This is a genomic window from Ruegeria sp. HKCCD6647-2 (assembly GCF_057221075.1).
This window is the reverse complement of the sequence record NZ_JBWVBD010000001.1, coordinates 418,392-437,760: the sequence shown is the minus strand read 5'-3', so window position 1 is coordinate 437,760 and position 19,369 is coordinate 418,392. Positions and strand designations below refer to the sequence as shown.

Here is a 19,369-nt window from a genome sequence, read left to right as displayed (position 1 = left end):
CTTTTGAAGCACCTTTATCGGCGCCCAACCTGCCGGCAGATCAGAATAACCGGCAGCAAACCCACGGCCAGAATGACCAGCGAGGGGACTGCCGCGCCCTCAAGCCGTTCGTCCGAGGCCAACCGGAACGCCTGCACAGCCAGCGTGTCGAAATTGAAGGGCCGCATGATCAGGGTCGCGGGCAATTCCTTCATGACATCGACAAAAACGATCAGCAGTGCGGTCAGCAGGGATGGCGTCAAAATCGGCAAATGCACCCGGCGCAAAGTTCCCAACGGCGTCTGACCCAGGGACCGGGCTGCGGCATCCATATTGGCATGCACTGTGCTTTGCCCGCCTTCATATGCGCTCAGTGCGGCGGCCAGAAACCGGACCATATAGGCTGCAACCAGCAGCCAGATCGAACCGGTGACCAGCAGGCCGGTCGAGATGTCGAAATTATCCCGCATCCAGGCGTCCAGAGCATTGTCGAAGCCGGCAAACGGCACGATCAACCCCACTGCTATCACGCCGCCCGGTACGGCATATCCCAACCTGGCCAGATAAGCGGCAGTGGCAGAGACGCGCCCGGGTCTGAGGCGCTGATAGAAACCAACGGAAATGGCGGCGCAGACCGTCAACACGGCCGCTGTTCCGGCCAAAGTCAGCGAGTTTTGGATAAAACCGACATAGCGGCGCGACAGCAGGTTTTGCTCTGATTCCAGCCCCATCTGAACAAGGATCACCACTGGCAGCAGAAATCCGAACAGAACCGGAATTGCGCATAGCAGGAACGCGGCAAGGGATTGCCAGCCCTTCAGCTTGGCAGCGGGCATAACGGTATGCCGTTTCCCGGCCTGATAGTATTTTGCCTTACCGCGCTGCGTACGCTCACTCACGGCCATGACAAGGGCAAATGCCAGCAGGCACAGCGCAAGCTGTGCGGCGGCTGCCCTGTCGGCCATGGAAAACCAGCTAGTGTAGATCCCGGTGGCAAACGTCTGCACGCCAAAATAGGCGACGGTGCCAAAATCGGCGATCGTCTCCATCACCGCCAACAGTACACCGCCCGCAATTGCAGGCCGCGCCATTGGCAGCGAGACGCGCCAAAAGGCCGACCAAGGGCCGTTACCCAGCGCGCGCGCGGCCAAAAAGGCCGTAGCGCTTTGTTGCAGGAACGCGGCGCGGGCCAGAAGAAAGACGTAAGGATACAGAACAAGGACAAGCATCAATGCAGCGCCCTCGGTCGAGCGGATCTCGGGGAACCAGTAATCGCGCGGACCCCATCCGGTCACATCCCGCAGCGTTGATTGCACGATACCGGGATGATCCAGAATGAACGTATAGGCATAGGCCAGAACGTAGGCCGGAAAGGCCAGAGGCAGCACAAGAGCGATTTCCAGCACCCGAACACCGGGAAAACGGGTCATCGTGACCAGCCAGGCGGCCCCTACACCGATTGAGAATGTGCCGATCGACACCAGGATGACAAGGATGGCTGTTGTCACCATGTATCCGGGTAGAACAGTCTCTAACAAGTGGGATATTGTATCCGTCCCACCGGTTACCGCCGCCAAGATCACGGCCACCATCGGCAACAGACAAGCCGCCGCGACGGCATAGGCGATCCCGCCGACCAGCCGGGTGCCCAGCACGCCACGATTGCGCGTTCCGTGTTCTGAGTATTCGATTTCGGCCATGGCTTGTGACTGACAATCCCTAAGGTTCTGCCTTTAATCGACCAAATTGCTCGGAAACACCAGTGCGGAGGCTTACAAATCTGCGGCACAAACTGCCGCAGACGCCAATCGGCACGTTATTCGTAGACGCGCTGGTCCTCGATCACCAACCCGTCTTTGGGCAGGGATCCCGGGGCTACCACCTCAATAGCGCCCTTCAGCTTCAGAACTTCGACCACTGATTTAGCATATGCATCGCCGTTGCTGCAGGGGCTTTCGATCTGAACGGTCATTGTATCCATCTCACCCTGTCGTGCGGCGATGACCCGGGCCTTGACGATCTCGTCATGTCTTTCGACCAGCGCGGCCACCTGTTCGGGGCGGACGAACATGCCCTTGATCTTGGTGGTTTGGTCTGCGCGCCCCATCCAGCCCTTGATTCGCATATTGGTACGGCCACAGGGTGATACGCCGGGCATGATCGCAGACAGGTCGCCGGTGGCAAACCGGATCAGCGGATAATCGGGATTGAGGGTGGTTACCACGACCTCGCCCACCTCGCCCGGCGCCACCGGGGTGCCAGTACCGGGTGTGACAATTTCGACGATTACATGCTCGTCGATGATCATCCCCTCCATCGCCGGGCTTTCGTAGGCGATATTGCCCAGATCCGCGGTGGCGTAACATTGCAGACATGCGATTCCACGATCGGCATAGTCCTGACGCAGGCTGGGGAACAACGCCCCGCCGCCGACAACCGCCTTCGAGAAGTTCAGCGCGACGCCCATCTCCTCGGCCTTGTCCAGAATGACCTTCAGATAATCGGGTGTTCCGGCATAGGCCGTGCACCCGACGTCGCGTGCGGCGGTAACCTGCAATTCCGTCTGGCCCGTTCCGGCTGGCAAAACGGCAGCGCCGACAGCACGCGCGCCATTCTCAAAGATCATTCCAGCCGGTGTCAGATGGTAGCCAAAGCAGTTATGGACAATGTCACCGGGTCCGACCCCTGCTGCATGAATGAACCGACCCATGCGCCACCAGTCGTGATCGGTGCCGCCGGGTTCGTATATCGGTCCTGGCGATTGGAACACATGATGGAAATGTCGTGCTGGTTTTACCGTAAAACCGCCGAAAGGTGGTCGTGATGCCTGAGCCCGGGTCAGGTCGGATTTGCGCAGCACGGGCAGCATTGGCAGGTCGGCAATCGAGGTGACCGTATCCGTATCGACGCCAGTCAGATGTGCGACAAACCCGGGGGCGGATTTTGCCCGCTCGATCTGGATACGCAGCGCCTTGGCCTGGTCGGCAGCACGCTGGTCGGCCGAGCGCGTTTCAAGCGCATCAAAATGCTGTGTCATGGAACGGTCCTCCATGCGCCGCGCAAGGCGCGACAGCTTGACTGATTGAGATTGGACTCACAAACGGGCACAAGTCTGCATGCAATTGCATACCGAACGATGCTGCTGTCATGAGAAAGGATGCAACCGTGGCCGAATTCGAAACCGCTGAACTGGATCGCAGGATCACGTTTCACGATGAAATCCAGACGATGGAAGCCGATTTTTCCGGGTTTCATTTCGACGATACCGAAACGGTCAACCGGTTCTACGACAGGCTTGAGGAACGCATCGCGCAAACCGGTGAAGAAAAATGGTTTTTCCTTGTGAACCTGAACGGTACGCGCATCGACCCCGAGGCGTGGGTGGCCTATTCCCGGCGGGGCAAGGCACTGAACCTGTCCCATTCGATGGGATCGGTTCGCTTTGACGCCTCTGACGAGACCAAGGCCCAGATCAAACGCGCGGCCAACACCGAATCGTTCGACCCGAATCTGTTCGCCACCCGCGACGAAGCACTGAAGCGAATCGCCCAGTTGCCCAGCAAACGCCGCAAGCGTGTGCAATACGATCCGAACTATGTTCTGGCCGACTTTGTGCGCCGCATCCGCTTTGACGACGAATCCAAGGTCATGGAGGCGGATTTTTCGCATTTCGTGTTTTATAACTCGCGCGATGTGAATGAGTTTTACGACCATATCGAAGAACGGATCGAGGCGACCGGCCGCAAATGGTACTTTCTGGTCAACCTTAACAGTTGCCAGATTCTGCCAGCTGCGTGGGTGCAATACGCCGCGCGCGGCAAAAGGCTGAACAAGACGCATTCGCTGGGCTCGGTCCGTTACGCCGCCGGGTCCGAAACCGAAGCGGACATCCGCATGCGGGCCGAAACTCAGGGGTTTCGCCCCAATATCCGTAACACACGTGAAGAAGCGCTGGAGCGGATAGCCGAGATGAAAGCGAAAACCGAGCACGTCTGAGACCTCACAGCCACCTCTTGCGGCGGCGATAAGAGCGCACGTCGCGGAAACTCTTGCGGCCTTCTTCCGACATACCAAGGTAGAATTCCTTGACGTCCGGATTCTCGCGCAGGTCGGCGGCGGGGCCGTCCATCACCACCCGGCCCGATTCAAGGATATAGCCGTAATGTGCAAACCTTAGAGCCACATTTGTGTTTTGCTCGGCCAGCAGGAATGACACGCCTTCCTGTTCGTTCAGGTCCTTCACAATGCCGAATATCTCTTCCACCAGTTGCGGTGCCAGACCCATCGAAGGTTCGTCCAGCAAGATCGTTTCGGGCCGCGACATCAATGCGCGCCCCATTGCCACCATCTGCTGTTCACCGCCCGAAGTATAACCGGCCTGAGAACGGCGGCGTTCTTTCAGGCGGGGGAAATAGTTGTAAACCAGTTCAAGATCCTGCTGGATCGCGCCTTTGCCGTCCTTGCGGGTATAAGCGCCGGTCAGAAGGTTTTCCTCGACCGTCAGATGTTCGAAGCAATGGCGGCCTTCCATCACCTGGATGACGCCCTTTTCAACCAGATCGGCCGGATCGCGTTCATGCACGCTTTCGCCCCGGTACTTTATCGAGCCCTTGGTAACCTCTCCGCGTTCCGAATGAAGCAGGTTCGACACCGCCTTGAGCGTGGTCGTCTTGCCAGCGCCATTGCCGCCCAGCAACGCAGTGATCCCGCCTTTGGGCACGGTCAGGCTGACGCCTTTCAGCACGAGGATAACGTGATTGTAAATCACTTCGATATTATTGACCTCAAGCAGGGTTTCCGCCTGAACTTCAGTGGTTTGAGCCGCATCCAGCATCTGCGCGTGTCCTCGTGCGAGTGTGGGGTTCGGGACGGCGTCGGACCGCCGCCCCGGTGTGTCAAAGCGCCTTAGTTACAGCGCGGATCGATATTGTTTTCCGACGCGTAGGCGGTCGAGTCAGCTTCGATCAGCGGTCCGATCACATCGCCATCGGTGGGTTTGAATTCGGAAATCAGGCTCCAGGTCTTGCTTGCCGCATCCCACTGGGTCACACCCACCAGGGCGTCACCGCCATGGTTACCGCAGGAAACCGAGAAGGTCGGACCAAAGTTCGGAAGGCCCAGCGAGGCCATCTTTTCTTCTGTCATTTCAAGTGCTTCCATACCGTCGCGCATCATCGCGGGGGTGATATCGGCTGTGCCGTGGATTTCCTGTGCTGTCTTGATGGCTTCGGCTGCCAGAACCGCCGCATAGAGACCACGGTTGTACAGAACAGTACCAACCTGATCGCCTGCACCGGCGGCCTTACCTGCATCAACAACATACTTCTGAATGTCGTCGAAAACCGGGAAATCCGTGCCCACATTGTGGAAGGTCAGCGCCTTGTAACCGTTGGCAGCTTCGCCGGCGGGCATCACGTCATGCTCAGCGCCGGACCACCAGATCCCAATGAAGTTCTCCATCGGGAAGCGGATGTTGGCGGCCTCTTGCACCGCGACCTGGTTCATCACGCCCCAGCCCCACATCAGGACATAATCCGGGCGATCACGACGGATCTGCAGCCACTGCGACTTCTGCTCCTGTCCCGGGTGATCAACCGGCAGGGCGACCAGTTCGAAGCCGTGTTTCTTGGACAGTTCCTCCAGCGTGCGGATCGGTTCCTTACCATAGGCCGAGTTGTGATAGACCAGCGCGATTTTCTTGCCGCTCAGATCGCCGCCGTTTTCCTCAAGCAGATAGTTGATCGCACCCGAGGCACCATCCCAGTAGTTGGCTGGGTAGTTGAACGTATGGCTGAACACGTTGCCGTTTTTGGCCGAGGTCCGGCCATATCCCATCGTGTGCATGGGAATGTCGTCCGCGGTGGTTTTGGGAATCAGCTGATACGTGATGCCGGTTGACAGTGGCTGATAGACCAATGCGCCTTCGCCCTTGGTCGATTCATAGCATTCAACACCTTTCTCGGTGTTATAGCCGGTTTCGCATTCGACCATCCGGACAGGAACGCCACCGATACCACCGTCGCGCTCGTTCAGCAGTGTGAAATAGTCGTTATAGCCGTCCGAGAACGGGATTCCGCCAGCAGCATATGGCCCGGTACGATAGCTGAGATCGGGGATCACCAGATCCGCCAGTGCCGGTCCTGCGGCCATCAGGGCTCCCAGCGCCAGGGTTGCGATTTTCTTGTTCATCGGGTGTCTCCTCCCTTGATTGATCCGATGGTGAATTCGGGCTTTGCACCCGTCTTTTTGATTGGGCCTGCCCCTTAGTGCGGGAACGGCCAGAGTCTGAGTTTCTCCTTTGCCACGCGCCAAAGCTGCGCAAGGCCATGTGGTTCGAGGATCAGGAACATAATGATCAGCGCGCCCACGATCACCAACTGCAGATGCGCCACGATATCCGTGGGCCAGTCCAGCACATCAACGCCGACGACTTTCAGAACAACGGGCAGTAGGACAAGAAAAGCAGCACCGGCAAAGGAGCCAAAAATCGAGCCTAATCCGCCGATAATGACCATGAACAGCACCAGGAACGATTTTTGGATACCGAACACCTCGCCCACTTCAACCGCGCCCAGATAGACGGCAAAGAACAGCGCGCCGGCGATGCCGACAAAGAACGAGCTGACGGCAAACGCGGTCAGTTTCGCCTTGAGCGGGTTAACTCCTATGATCTCGGCTGCGATATCCATGTCACGGATCGCCATCCATGTTCGTCCGGTAGTGCCGCGCGTCAGGTTGCGCGCGATCAGCGCGCAAACCGTCAGGAAGATCAGGCAGAACAGGTAGGTCGCCCAGGCCGGCGCGTTCGGTCCGGTGATGATGATACCGAACACATCCCGCTCGGGCGCGTTGATCTGGCCCGAGGCCGAGTAGTTGTAGAACCACGGCACCCGGTTGAAGAGCCAGACCAGAAAGAACTGCGCCGCCAGTGTCGCCACCGCCAGATAAAAGCCTTTGATCCGAAGGGACGGCAGGCCGAACAGGACGCCGACAATAGCCGTAATCCCACCGGCCAGGATCACATGGATGAACATGCTGACATCGGGAAAGGCGGTCATCAGCTTGTAGCAGGCGTAGGCCCCTACGGCCATGAAGCCGCCGGTTCCCAAAGATACCTGACCGCAATAGCCGACCAGAATGTTCAGCCCGATTGCAGCAATTGCATAGATCAGGAACGGCAACAGCAGTGCGTTAGCCCAGTAGTCGTTGATGATGAACGGGATGATCCCGAACGCCACCAACAGAACGGCATAGTATCGATACCGGTCGAACTTGATCGGGAAAGTCTGGCTGTCATCCACGTAAGAGACTTTGAAATCTCCGGCCTCACGATAGAACATCGTCTTACCTTCCCCATTCTTCCTGTGCCCGGTTGCGGGTCGCCGCATCCAGTTGTTTCGACGATTTGGCGTAACCGCTTTGCTCGGTTACGCGCACCAGTTTCATGTAGGCCACAACCCCCGTCACCAGCCCGGCAAATGCCAGGATCGCAGCGATCGTCAATTGGCCTTTGGTCAAACCTTCGGCCGTCAGCGCGAGATAGCCAAAAGCCCAGAACCCGGCCCACGCGATCACGTTGATGATGGCGATCAGCTTGGTCATCGGGCTACACCCTCTCGATGATCTTCTCACCGAACAGGCCCTGCGGCCGGAACACGAGGAAGATCAGCGCCAGCACATAGGCGAACCAGTTTTCGGTCGCGCCGCCGACCAGTGGACCGATGGCAAACTCGAACAGTTTCTCACCGACGCCGATGATCAACCCGCCTACGATGGCGCCCGGGATCGAGGTGAACCCTCCCAGCATCAGCACCGGCAGAGCCTTGAGCGCGATCAGCGACAGCGAGAACTGCACACCCGACTTGGTGCCCCACATGATGCCGGCGACCAGCGCCACGAAGCCTGCAACCGACCAGACCATGATCCAGATGAAGTTCAGCGAGATACCAACAGACAGCGCGGCCTGATGGTCATCCGCCACGGCCCGCATGGCGCGACCTTGCTTGGTGTACTGGCTGAACGCGACCAGAGCCGCCACCAACAGCGCCGCGATAATTGTCGCCACGATGTCAAGGTTGTCGATAAAGAAGCCGTAGTCGAAAATCTTGAACGTCGCCTCATCAATCCACAGGTTGATGCCCTGCGGCAGGCCCACGTCCAATGTCTTGATCTCGGACCCCCACATCAGGTCCGCCACGCCTTCAAGGAAATAGGCCAGACCGATGGTGGCCATGAACAGGATGATCGGCTCCTGCCCCACCAGATGCCGCATAACAAAGCGCTGCACCGCCCAGGCCAGCAAGACCATCACACCCATAGTCAGAATGATCGCCAGCAGGGCGGGGACATTCCAACCGAAATAGTGCACATGAGTTCCGAAAGTCGCGTTTATCAGATGTGCAAACGGCACCTGCCCGTTCATGATCCCGACCAGCGTCATCGCCGCGAACAGCGCCATAACCCCTTGTGCGTAGTTGAAAATACCAGACGCCTTGTAGATCAGCACAAAGCCCAGCGCGACAAGTGCATAAAGCACCCCGGCCATCAGACCGTTGAGGATGACCTCCATCGCAAATACGAGTTGTTCCGGCATGTCAGCCCCTCCCCAGTTCGACCAAAGGCTCAGTCATGGCTGACCCCCAGATAGGCGTCGATGACCTCCTGATTGCTGCGCACCTCGTCCGGAGTGCCGTCACCGATCTTCTTGCCGTAATCCATCACGACCACCCGGTCGCTCAGATCCATCACCACGCCCATATCGTGCTCGATCAGCGCGATGGTGGTTCCGAATTCGTCATTCACGTCGAGGATAAAGCGGCTCATGTCCTCTTTCTCTTCGACATTCATGCCCGCCATTGGTTCATCCAGCAGCAGCAGCTTGGGTTCCGCCGCCAGTGCGCGGGCCAATTCGACCCGCTTCTTCAACCCGTAAGGCAGACGAGACACAGGTGTCTTGCGGATGTGCTGAATTTCAAGGAAATCGATGATCTTTTCCACGGCCTCGCGGTTTTCAACCTCTTCAGCTTCGGCCTTGCCCTTCCAAATCGCCTGCTGCAGGATGTTGGTTTTCATGAAACTCAACCGCCCGGTCATGACGTTGTCGAGCACACTCATCCCCTCGAACAGCGCGATATTCTGGAACGTCCGGGCTATTCCCTGCTGCGCCACCTCAAAGGGACGCATCGGCGGGCGCTTGGCGCCATGGAACCAGACCTCGCCCTCCTGCGGGACATAGAAGCCCGAGATCACGTTCAGCATCGAGGATTTGCCTGCCCCGTTCGGGCCAATGATCGCGCGTATCTCACCTTCGCGAATATCGAACGAGATATCCTTGATAGCCACCACACCGCCAAAGCGCAGGGTGATGTTCTTCATCTCCATCACCACGCCGCCGATCTTGCGACCGTCTTCGGTGACATATCCTTCGGAACTATCCAGCATCAGTCACTCCCTGACTTGCGCAAATACGGGACGGCGGGCGGGGCGATGACCGCAGGTCGAGCGGCGCACGACCGGCCCTCATTCCGCTGCCACCTTGTGCTGCGCGACCGGCACAACCGGAGCATCCACAATCTCAAGCGTCGCCGAAATCGAACCCTTGCGACCATCCTCGTAGGTCACTTCGGTCGTGGTCGAAACGGTTTTGGACCCGTCATAAAGCGCTGCGATGATGTCGTGGAACTTCTCCTCGACAAACCCGCGTCGCACCTTGCGTGTCCGGGTCATTTCGCCGTCATCGGCATCCAGTTCCTTATGCAGAACGATAAAACGGTGCACCTGGCAACCTGACAGCATCTCATCTGCGGCCACCGACTTGTTCACCTCTTCCACATGACCACGAATCGTCTCTAACACACGCGGATGACCCGCCAGTTCCTGATAAGACGCATAGGCCACATTGTTGCGTTCCGCCCAATTTCCCACCGCGGTCAGGTCGATATTGATGAAGGCCACGCAGCGGTCCTTGCCGTTGCCGAACAGCACGACCTCAAGAATATCCGGATAGAACTTCAGCTTGTTCTCGACATATTTCGGCGCAAACATCGACCCGTCGGCCATCTTGCCCACATCCTTGGCGCGGTCGATGATCCGCAGATGGCCCGAGCTTTCCTCGATGAATCCGGCATCCCCCGTGGCCACCCAACCCTCGGCGTCCTTGGTCGAGGCGGTCGAGTCAGGGTTGTTGTAATACTCGACGAACACGCCAGGCGAGCGGTAGTGAATCTCGCCTTTGTCGTCAATTTTCAGCTCAACATCCGGGGCAGGCACGCCGACGGTATCGGCGCGCACCTCGCCATCCGGCTGCACGGTGATGAAAACGGTTGCTTCGGTCTGACCATAGAGTTGCTTCAGGTTGATACCCAAAGAGCGATAAAAATCGAAAATTTCCGGTCCGATGGCCTCGCCTGCCGTATAGCCAACGCGGAACCGGCCATAACCCAGCGTGTCCTTTAGCGGCCCGTAGACCAGCAAATTACCCAGCGCGTATTTCAGCCGATCACCCAAACCAACGGGCTTGCCATCCAGCAGCAGGCCGCCGACTTTTTTGGCGTGCGCCATGAAGTGATGGAACATGCGCTGCTTCAGTTTGCCTGCATCCTCCATCCGGATCATCACATTGGTCAGCTGCGTCTCGAACACGCGCGGGGGGGCAAAGAAATAGGTCGGCCCGATCTCGCGCAGGTCGGTCATCATCGTGTCGGCGCTTTCGGGGCAGTTCACGCAGAAGCCGCACCAATAGGCCTGACCGATGGAAAATATGAAATCGCCCACCCAGGCCATCGGCAGATAGGACAGGATGTCCTCATTCCGGGTCAGATGGTCGAACTCTGCCGAGTTCTTGGCGCTTTCGATGACATTCCGGTTCGAAAGCACCACGCCCTTGGGCTTTCCCGTGGTGCCCGATGTGTAGAGCATCACGCAAGTGTCGTCATAAGTGATATCCGCGATACGACGATCCAGCTCGGCATCAAAGCGGGCGTGGCCGGCGCTGCCCTCGGCCATCAGGTCTGCCAACGCGTTCATCTGTGAATGGTCGTATTTCCGCATCCCCCGCTTGTCGGTGTAGAGGATGTGTTTGACCTGATGCAGGTTCTCCTGAATCTCGATGACCTTGTCGACCTGTTCCTGATCGCCGCAGACCACGTATTTCGCGCCGCAGTGCTCCAGAACGTAGGCCATCTCTTCGGCGACCGAATCCTGATAGAGCGGGACAGGAACCGCGCCTACCATCTGCGCCGCCACCATCGACCAGTAATGTGCCGGACGGTTACGCCCGATCACCGCGATGTGATCGCCCTTCTCAACACCAAGCTCCAGAAAACCCAGCGCGATGGCGCGGATTTCCCTGGCCGCCTCGGCCCAGGTCCAGCATTGCCAGATGCCGAATTCCTTTTCCCGATACGCCGGAGCATCCCCGAACTGTGCGACATTGCGGTGTAGCAGCGCCGGAAGGGAATGTAACCCTTCGGCGCCCGACTGCGTCTGAGCCAATCTTTTTCTCCTCCCCATCCGACCCCTCCTTCGGGTCGGAAATGGCGGGTCCGGGATGGTACCCGGACGCCCATGCCCCGATTAGGGGCAGGACAACGATCAGCGTCAACTTTTTCCTGATGTTTTCTAAATTCTTACGAATTGTAACAGGGGTGGAGGAGTGGTCTTGCGACTTGCAAAATATGTTTGTGCCGCGAATTGGGACGGTTCAGTTGTGCATCAGACCGCACTGCCTTTGACTTCACTGATCCATCGCGGAGTTATGGAAATGTAACGACTGGCGATAATACGAAGCCTTGAGGGTGGCAGCATTTGAGCCCCGAACTGACGCTAGGATGTCCTCCTGTAGCCTTGGTACAGGCTTGAGAACGAGCACAACTCGGAGTACGGCTTTGTTCAGTGATTGGTTCGTTCGAAGCTAGCTGCAAAACTGCGTTCTTTTCTATGTCAGCCGATTGAGTGCATGTTTTTGATGCGCTTTTTTGCGAGGAAACTGGAATATGAATGACGACATCGTAGATACGGTGAAACTTGCAAGACCCTGGAAGGCCCAACCTGCACTACGCTCGTTTTTTTTGTCAGCGGTGGATCAATCAGCAGGCGAAACAGTGCGCTTCGCGCAAGTCGGGGCGAATGATGGCAAACTCGCTGATCCAATTCGTCACTTCATCGAACTAGGGCATTGGCAGGGCATAATGGTTGAGCCTCATCCGTCATACTTCGCGGAGCTGGAGGCGCTGCATGGTAGCCGGAACAACATCCGTCTAATCAATTGCGCTGTGGCAGAAAGTCCTGGGGCAATGTTGTTGCATCATCTTGCGGAAGAAGAACGAACAAACTTCCCCCCTTGGGCCAGAGGGTGTGCATCCCTAAAGAAGGAACGTTTGGAACATGTCCTGTCCGGAAGACGTCGCGATAACAAACCGTTCGACTCGCATCGAGACATATCCTCGGTCTCGGTGGAAGTGAGACGCCTTGATGGTATTCTCGAGGAAGAAGGTTTTGGCTCACTGGACATTCTGGTGGCCGACGTGGAGGGTTTTGAGATGCAAGTACTGAATTCCGTAGACATTTCTGCCTTGAACCTTCGCGCTGCGATGGTCGAGTGCAACGGCCTCGACAGAAAGGCGGAAGGTGCTTTGGCCGCACGATTGAGAGAAGCTGAATTGGTCACGTTTCGCCTTCGTGACGACCTATGTGCAATACACCCGGAGCGCTGTAACATTGGACTTTCACAAGTATTTTCATTTCTCGGGATTTCCCCAATTCGCTTGTCAGACTAGCAGGTAATGCAGGCTCCAAATCGTTCCGTACGTTGATGTCGATCAGGCAACCAATCTGAGTTGGCCCAACGACATACTTGAGATACGGGAGACTAACAGTGGCGGCTTTGATCGTTTTGCACCGGTCATCAGCCACCTGACAAACGACTGCTTCGTCCGCCTAGCCGCCGTCCAAACGGATTGCTGAAATGTCAGTAGTGTTCTTGACCTAAAGCCAATCCCTGAGAATCGGGATCAAGGGCACATCCGCCGCGGGCATGGGATAATTCCGCAGATCGTTCGCCCTCACCCATTTCAGCGCCTGCCCTTCTTTCGAATGCGGAATGCCCTCCCACTTGCGACAGGCAAACAGCGGCATCAGCAGGTGAAAGTCGTCATAGTTGTGGCTGGCAAATGTCAGCGGCGCGAGGCACGAGGCCCAGGTGTCAATGCCCAGTTCCTCGTGCAACTCGCGGATAAGGGCGGCCTCTGGGGTCTCGCCGGGCTCGATTTTGCCGCCCGGAAACTCCCACAGCCCGGCCATGGATTTGCCCTCGGGGCGTTGGGCCAGCAGCACCCGGCCCTCGATGTCGATCAGGGCTACCGCAGAGACTAATATGGTCTTCACGAGCGATAATCCGCGTTGATCTCGATATAGCCATGGGTCAGGTCGCAGGTCCAAACGGTGGATTTACCCTCACCCAGACCCAGATCGACCGAGATCACCAAATCCTGCCCTTTCATGTAAGCAGCGGCGCTATCTTCATTGTAGGCGGGGCTGACCCAGCCCTTTTCAGCAACCAGAATATCTCCGAATGAAATGCTCAGCAGATCGCGATCTGCGGCTGCACCAGATTTGCCAATGGCCATCACCACGCGGCCCCAGTTCGGGTCCTCACCCGCAATGGCAGTCTTCACCAGCGGCGAGTTGGCGATGGCCAGCCCGTGCACTTTGGCATCCGTATCCGAGGCAGCCCCGGTCACTCGGATTTCCACGAATTTCGTCGCACCCTCGCCATCGCGCACCACTTGTTGCGCCAGGTCCAGCATGACACCTTCCAACGCTTCGGCAAAGGTGGCGTCGCCCGTTGCATCGACACCCGAAGCACCGGTTGCGCATAACAGCAGGCTGTCCGAGGTTGAGGTATCGCTGTCCACCGTGATGCAGTTGAACGTCCGATCCGTCTGCGCACCCAGCATCGCCTGCAACGCCGATTGCTCGACCTTTGCGTCAGTGAAGATGTAAACCAGCATCGTCGCCATATCCGGCGCGATCATGCCAGATCCCTTCGCGATACCCGCAATAGAGACTGTTTTGCCTGAGATTTCGACCTGCGCCGAAGCGCCTTTCGGGAACGTGTCCGTCGTCATGATGGCACACGCAGCGTCTTCGATGGCATGGCGGCTGAGACCCGCCTTCAAAGTCTCAAGCTGGGCGACGATGCGTTCATGAGGCAGCGGCTCGCCAATCACTCCGGTCGATGAGGTAAAGACCCGCTCGACCGGCACTCCGGTCGCTGCAGAAACGGCACGTGTGACCTCGGCGACCGAGGTTTGCCCGTAATGGCCGGTGAATGCATTGGCATTGCCCGAGTTCACCAGAATGGCCGCCGGCCCGTCGCTGGGCCCGCCGATCTTGTCCTGACAGTCCAGAACCGGTGCGGCGCGTGTGGCCGATCGGGTAAAGACTCCGGCCACGGATGTGCCCGGATCCAGCACGGCCAGCATGACGTCGGTCCGGCCCTGATAACGCACGCCCGCCTCGACCGTAGCAAATCGCACCCCGTCAATTGCAGGCAATTCGGGAAAGGCCGCCGGGGCCAACGGGGAAACCTTGGTGATCTTCGCCACGGGCGGTTACTCCTGAATCAGGTCCAGCTGGCGCATGACTTCAGGCCCGACACCGTCCAGCGACGGGCGATCAATCTGGGCCTGCTGAGTCAGTTCGTCAATGCGCGCCTGAACGGCCTCCTGTTGAAGGGTCTGGGCCAGTTCGCCTCGCACGGCCTCCAGTTCAGGGGCTTCGGTTTTGCGCTTGTCGTTCAGAATGACGACATGCCAGCCGAATTGAGTCTGAACCGGGTCGGAAACCTGCTCTTTTTCCAGCCCGACAACGGCCTCTTCGAATTCCGGCACCATTCGGCCCTTGCCGAACCAGCCCAGGGCACCGCCATTTGGGCCCGAGGGGCCGGTGGATTTCTCTTTTGCCAGCTCGGCAAAATCGGCTCCGTCGTCTAGCTGGGATTTTATGGCCTTGGCCTCATCTTCGGTCTCGACCAGAATGTGGCTGGCGTTGTACTCGTCTTCACCTTCGAAATCGGCGAACTGCGCATCATAAGCCGCCTGGATCGCGTCATCGGTAACCTGCGCCTCTGAAACGGCATTGATCGTCTGCACCGCAAGCAGCGACCGCGTTTCATTTTCTAGCGTCAGTTCATTCTGCGCGGACAGACCATCTTGCTGCTGGCTCAGCAACTGCTGTTGCACCAACTGTTCCACGATGAAGTCATAAAGCACTTCATCTTCCAGTTGCTGATACTGCGCCGGCAGGGTCGCAACAGTGGCGATAACGTGACCCAAAGTGATTTCATCCCCGTTCACGCGCGCGACAACCGTAGCGGCATCCGGTTCGGTTTCGGCGGCCAGTGGCAGCGCCATCACGGCAGCAAGCGCCAGCGATGGCAGAAAAGTGAGGCCTTTGGGCATGGAATCATCCTATTTCTTTGCCGCGACAGGGCGCAGCGTTGACACTTCAGAACCTGCCGCTTACATCGCTTTGAAGCCTTGGACAGGGCCGCCTTTCACCCCCCGTATCTATGGGTTGCGCGCAAGGTGGGCAAGCCTGTCGCAACCAAGACAAGAACAGATCCGCTGGAGTGAACATGCTGGGACTCGGAACGCTCGCCAAAAAGGTGTTCGGAACACCGAACGACCGCAAGATCAAGGCGACCCGCCCCCTGATCGACAAGATCAACGCGCTTGAGCCAGAGTTCGAAAAACTGTCGGATGAGGGTCTGATTGAGAAGACTGCCGAACTGCGCAAACGCGCGCTGGACGGTGAAAGCCTGGATGACCTGCTGATTGAGGCCTTTGCCAATGTCCGCGAAGGCGCCAAACGCGCGCTGGGTCTGCGCGCCTTTGACGTTCAGTTGATGGGCGGCGCTTTTCTGCATCAGGGCAACATCTCGGAAATGAAAACGGGCGAGGGCAAGACGCTGGTCGCGACCCTCCCCGCCTATCTGAATGCGCTGACGGGCAAGGGCGTTCACGTGGTGACCGTGAACGAATATCTGGCCAAGCGCGATGCGGAATGGATGGGCAAAGTGTTCAGCGCCGTGGGCATGACCACGGGCGTGATCTGGTCGGGCCAGCCGGATGCCGAGAAAAAGGCCGCCTACGCGTGTGACATTACTTATGCGACCAATAACGAGCTAGGATTCGACTATCTGCGCGACAATATGAAGGCGGATCTGAACGAGGTTTATCAGAAATACCACAACTACGCGATTGTCGATGAGGTCGACTCGATCCTGATCGACGAGGCGCGGACACCGCTTATCATCTCGGGTCCGTCGCAGGACCGGTCCGAGTTGTACACGACCATCGATGCGCTGATCCCCTCGTTGGGCGAGGATCACTACACGCTGGACGAAAAATCCCGCAACGTGACCTTCACGGATGAGGGAAACGAATTTCTGGAAGCTCAGTTGCTGGATGCCGGTCTGATCCCCGAGGGCCATTCGCTCTATGACCCGGAAAGCACTACCGTTGTGCACCACGTCAACCAGGGCCTGCGCGCGCATAAACTGTTTCAGCGCGACAAGGATTACATCGTCCGCGACGGCAACGTGGTTCTGATCGACGAATTCACCGGCCGCATGATGCCCGGCCGTCGCCTGTCCGAAGGTCTGCATCAGGCCATCGAAGCCAAGGAAGGCGTGCAGATCCAGCCCGAGAACGTAACTCTGGCCAGTGTGACCTTCCAGAATTACTTCCGCCTGTACGACAAGCTGGGCGGCATGACCGGCACGGCCCTGACCGAGGCCGAGGAATTTCAGGAAATCTACGGTCTGGGCGTCGTCGAGGTGCCGACCAACAAGCCGATTGCCCGTATCGACGAGGATGATCAGGTCTATCGCACGGCCATCGAGAAATACGGCGCGATGATCAAAGAGACCAAGAAGGCGCAGGACAAGGGCCAGCCGGTTCTGATGGGAACCACCTCGATCGAGAAGTCTGAACTGCTCAGCCAGTTGCTGACCAAAGAAGGCATCCAACACAACGTTCTGAACGCGCGTCAACATGAACAAGAGGCGCAGATCGTTGCCGATGCGGGCCGGTTTGGCGCGGTGACCATCGCCACCAACATGGCAGGTCGCGGCACTGACATTCAACTGGGCGGCAATGTCGAGATGAAGGTTCTGAAGGCACTGGCCGAAAACCCCGAAGCCGATCCGGCTCAGCTGCGCGCCGAAGAGGAAGCCCGCCACGCCGAGGAGAAGCAGAAAGTGCTTGAGGCCGGTGGTCTTTATGTGATGGCCTCGGAACGCCATGAAAGCCGCCGCATCGACAACCAGCTGCGCGGCCGTTCCGGCCGTCAGGGTGACCCGGGTCGCACTGTATTCTACCTAAGTCTCGAAGACGACCTGATGCGCATCTTCGGCTCGGAACGACTGGACAAGGTGCTGACCACGCTTGGCATGAAAGAGGGCGAAGCGATCATCCACCCCTGGGTGAACAAGTCGCTGGAACGGGCACAATCCAAGGTCGAAGGCCGCAACTTCGACATGCGCAAGAACGTTCTGAAATTCGACGACGTCATGAACGATCAGCGTCGGGTAATCTTCAGCCAGCGACGCGAGATCATGTCGGCAGACGATCTGTCCGAGATCGTTTCGGACATGCGCGAACAGGTGATCGACGATCTGATCGACGAATACATGCCTCCGAAATCCTACGCCGATCAGTGGGATACGGACGGTCTGCACGAAGCGGTCAAAGACAAGCTGTCCATCGACGTTCCCGTTCAGGACTGGGCTGCCGAAGAAGGCGTGGACGACGAACAGATCCGAGAGCGTCTGGTCAAGGCAGCGGACGAAATGATGGCCCAGAAGGCTGTCGCCTTTGGTCCTGAAAACATGCGCAACATCGAAAAACAGGTACTGCTGCAAACCATCGACAGCAAATGGCGCGAGCATCTTCTGACGTTGGAACACCTGCGTTCGGTTGTTGGATTTCGTGGCTACGCCCAGCGCGACCCATTGAACGAATACAAGAACGAAAGTTTCCAATTGTTCGAAAGCATGCTGGACAGCCTGCGCGAGACCGTCACGCAGCAGCTGTCACGCGTGCGCCCTCTGACAGAGGACGAACAGAAGGAGATGCTGGCGCAGATGGCAGCGCAGCAGGCTCAGGCACAACAGGCTGTTGATCAGGCGACAAACCGCGCCGAAGCCATGGCCGAGGCCGACGCTTCGGGCGATCCGCTGCCCGGATTTGTCGAGGACGATCCTTTGACCTGGGGAAACCCGTCACGCAATGACAAATGCCCCTGCGGGTCCGGAAAGAAATTCAAGCATTGTCATGGCCGCCTGACCTGAGGCGGCCTGCATTGGAACACAATGACTCCGCCTGTCTGCCACAATTAAGCCGCGATTGTTAACGAAAGTCCGACTCGCTCCTTCAACTGGGGAGGGTGTCTTGTTTGTCGTAAGAAACTACGTGACCATGGGCGGTACCGTTGCCTGCGCCCTGGCCATCGGATATTTGATGCAATACGGCCCGGCGGCGCAGCGGAATGCTGCTCAGGGGTCCGAACAGGTGGCCAATGTCACCGGGCAAGCGTCGACCCTGGGCGCGATCGAAGCTATCGTGCTGACCTCTTCCCCCAGTCCGGGCAAAACCGCCACTGATTTTCCGAGGACGTCTTTCATACCATCCCGCGTAGAACCGCAGGCCCGGAGGAGTTGCCAGGTCAGCGCGCGGGCGTCCGCTGCGCCCGATGCCAACGCGCGGCTGAAAATCAAGGCCCCCTGCCACGAAAACTCGGCGATCGAAATCCATCACAGCGGTCTGACCTTTACTGCCATAACCGACGCACGCGGCGCCGTTGACCTGACTGTTCCCGCACTATCCGAATACGCCATTTTTCTGATTTCTCTTGAAGACAAGAACGGCACGGTCGCCACCACTCACGTCCCTGATATCAGGGAATTCGACCGGGTCGCCTTGCAATGGCAAGGCCAGACCGACCTTCAGCTGCATGCGTTGGAGTTTGGCGCAAGCTATGGGCAGACCGGGCATGTCTGGGCGAACTCCGACGCCGATGGTGCCGGAACAATGGTTCAACTGGGTCAGGCGGAAATTGCCACGGCCCGCAACGTGCAGGTCTATTCCTTCCCCAAAACATCCTCGGAAGATGCCGGCACAATCGAACTGAGCGTCGAGGCCGAAGTGACCGAGGCCAATTGCGGTCGCAATCTGAGCGTACAGGCGCTGGAGCTGCGCGGCGACGCCGCACTCAAGTCGCGTGACCTGTCGCTGACACTCCCGGACTGTTCCCGCGCCGGTGAGTTTCTGGTGTTGAATAATCTGCTGGAAGACCTGACAATCGCGGCCAAATAAACGGCAGGCAG

Annotated in this window: 16 protein-coding genes; 4 read left to right on the top strand and 12 right to left on the bottom strand. The window is 58.0% G+C overall.

The window, feature by feature from the left end:
- Positions 1 to 14: 14 nt before the first annotated feature.
- Both AC2TDJ_RS02070 and AC2TDJ_RS02065 read right to left on the bottom strand, forming a co-directional pair.
- Complete coding sequence (locus AC2TDJ_RS02070; protein WP_480838750.1) at positions 15 to 1,679, bottom strand: ABC transporter permease; 1,665 nt, start codon at positions 1,677 to 1,679, stop codon at positions 15 to 17.
- A gap of 116 nt (positions 1,680 to 1,795) precedes the next feature.
- On the bottom strand, positions 1,796 to 3,016 hold the full coding sequence (locus AC2TDJ_RS02065) for a phenylacetate--CoA ligase family protein (RefSeq protein ID WP_480838749.1): 1,221 nt from the start codon (positions 3,014 to 3,016) through the stop codon (positions 1,796 to 1,798).
- Between the two features lie 110 nt (positions 3,017 to 3,126).
- On the opposite strand from AC2TDJ_RS02065, the gene AC2TDJ_RS02060 reads away from it, so the two are divergent.
- Positions 3,127 to 3,975, top strand: a complete 849-nt coding sequence (locus AC2TDJ_RS02060) for a hypothetical protein (protein ID WP_480838747.1) — start codon at positions 3,127 to 3,129, stop codon at positions 3,973 to 3,975.
- 4 nt (positions 3,976 to 3,979) lie between these two features.
- Here AC2TDJ_RS02060 and AC2TDJ_RS02055 read toward each other — a convergent pair whose 3' ends face one another.
- From AC2TDJ_RS02055 to AC2TDJ_RS02025, 7 genes are all read right to left on the bottom strand, one after another.
- Positions 3,980 to 4,813 (bottom strand): ABC transporter ATP-binding protein, encoded by an 834-nt coding sequence (locus AC2TDJ_RS02055; RefSeq protein WP_480838745.1) that lies wholly within the window; start codon positions 4,811 to 4,813, stop codon positions 3,980 to 3,982.
- Between the two features lie 71 nt (positions 4,814 to 4,884).
- A complete protein-coding gene (locus tag AC2TDJ_RS02050) occupies positions 4,885 to 6,168 on the bottom strand; it encodes an ABC transporter substrate-binding protein (RefSeq protein WP_480838743.1) in 1,284 nt (427 codons plus the stop codon).
- Between the two features lie 74 nt (positions 6,169 to 6,242).
- Entirely contained in the window at positions 6,243 to 7,319 is a 1,077-nt protein-coding gene (locus AC2TDJ_RS02045) for a branched-chain amino acid ABC transporter permease (RefSeq protein WP_480838741.1), read from the bottom strand.
- Between the two features lie 4 nt (positions 7,320 to 7,323).
- The gene (locus AC2TDJ_RS02040; protein ID WP_480838739.1) at positions 7,324 to 7,581 is read right to left on the bottom strand and encodes a hypothetical protein; all 258 of its coding nucleotides are present in this window, start codon (positions 7,579 to 7,581) and stop codon (positions 7,324 to 7,326) included.
- A 4-nt stretch (positions 7,582 to 7,585) separates the two neighbouring features.
- Positions 7,586 to 8,572: a branched-chain amino acid ABC transporter permease gene (locus AC2TDJ_RS02035; RefSeq protein ID WP_480838737.1), complete on the bottom strand. Its 987-nt coding sequence runs from the start codon at positions 8,570 to 8,572 to the stop codon at positions 7,586 to 7,588.
- Positions 8,573 to 8,601: 29 nt separating this feature from the next.
- Positions 8,602 to 9,420 carry an ABC transporter ATP-binding protein gene (locus tag AC2TDJ_RS02030; protein ID WP_480838735.1) on the bottom strand — a complete coding sequence of 273 codons (819 nt, stop codon included), beginning with the start codon at positions 9,418 to 9,420 and terminating at the stop codon, positions 8,602 to 8,604.
- Between the two features lie 78 nt (positions 9,421 to 9,498).
- Positions 9,499 to 11,490: an AMP-binding protein gene (locus tag AC2TDJ_RS02025; RefSeq protein WP_480838733.1), complete on the bottom strand. Its 1,992-nt coding sequence runs from the start codon at positions 11,488 to 11,490 to the stop codon at positions 9,499 to 9,501.
- Positions 11,491 to 11,972: 482 nt separating this feature from the next.
- Here AC2TDJ_RS02025 and AC2TDJ_RS02020 point away from each other — a divergent pair, with 482 nt between their 5' ends.
- The gene (locus AC2TDJ_RS02020; RefSeq protein WP_480838731.1) at positions 11,973 to 12,755 is read left to right on the top strand and encodes an FkbM family methyltransferase; all 783 of its coding nucleotides are present in this window, start codon (positions 11,973 to 11,975) and stop codon (positions 12,753 to 12,755) included.
- A gap of 208 nt (positions 12,756 to 12,963) precedes the next feature.
- Here the strand turns inward: AC2TDJ_RS02020 and mutT are convergent, their stop codons facing one another.
- From mutT to AC2TDJ_RS02005, 3 genes are read right to left on the bottom strand one after another with little or no spacing between them, the layout of a single operon-like run.
- Positions 12,964 to 13,362, bottom strand: coding sequence for an 8-oxo-dGTP diphosphatase MutT (mutT, locus tag AC2TDJ_RS02015; RefSeq protein WP_480838729.1), 399 nt, complete (start codon positions 13,360 to 13,362; stop codon positions 12,964 to 12,966).
- The gene (gene argJ, locus AC2TDJ_RS02010; RefSeq protein WP_480838727.1) at positions 13,359 to 14,585 is read right to left on the bottom strand and encodes a bifunctional glutamate N-acetyltransferase/amino-acid acetyltransferase ArgJ; all 1,227 of its coding nucleotides are present in this window, start codon (positions 14,583 to 14,585) and stop codon (positions 13,359 to 13,361) included. The genes mutT and argJ overlap by 4 nt, the downstream gene beginning before the upstream one ends.
- Positions 14,586 to 14,591: 6 nt before the next feature.
- Positions 14,592 to 15,440 (bottom strand): peptidylprolyl isomerase, encoded by an 849-nt coding sequence (locus AC2TDJ_RS02005; protein ID WP_480838725.1) that lies wholly within the window; start codon positions 15,438 to 15,440, stop codon positions 14,592 to 14,594.
- A gap of 176 nt (positions 15,441 to 15,616) precedes the next feature.
- Between AC2TDJ_RS02005 and secA the strand changes: the two genes are divergently transcribed.
- Together secA and AC2TDJ_RS01995 are read left to right on the top strand one after the other, a co-directional pair.
- The gene (secA, locus tag AC2TDJ_RS02000; RefSeq protein WP_480838723.1) at positions 15,617 to 18,334 is read left to right on the top strand and encodes a preprotein translocase subunit SecA; all 2,718 of its coding nucleotides are present in this window, start codon (positions 15,617 to 15,619) and stop codon (positions 18,332 to 18,334) included.
- Between the two features lie 100 nt (positions 18,335 to 18,434).
- Entirely contained in the window at positions 18,435 to 19,358 is a 924-nt protein-coding gene (locus AC2TDJ_RS01995; protein WP_480838721.1) for a hypothetical protein, read from the top strand.
- Positions 19,359 to 19,369 lie beyond the last annotated feature (11 nt).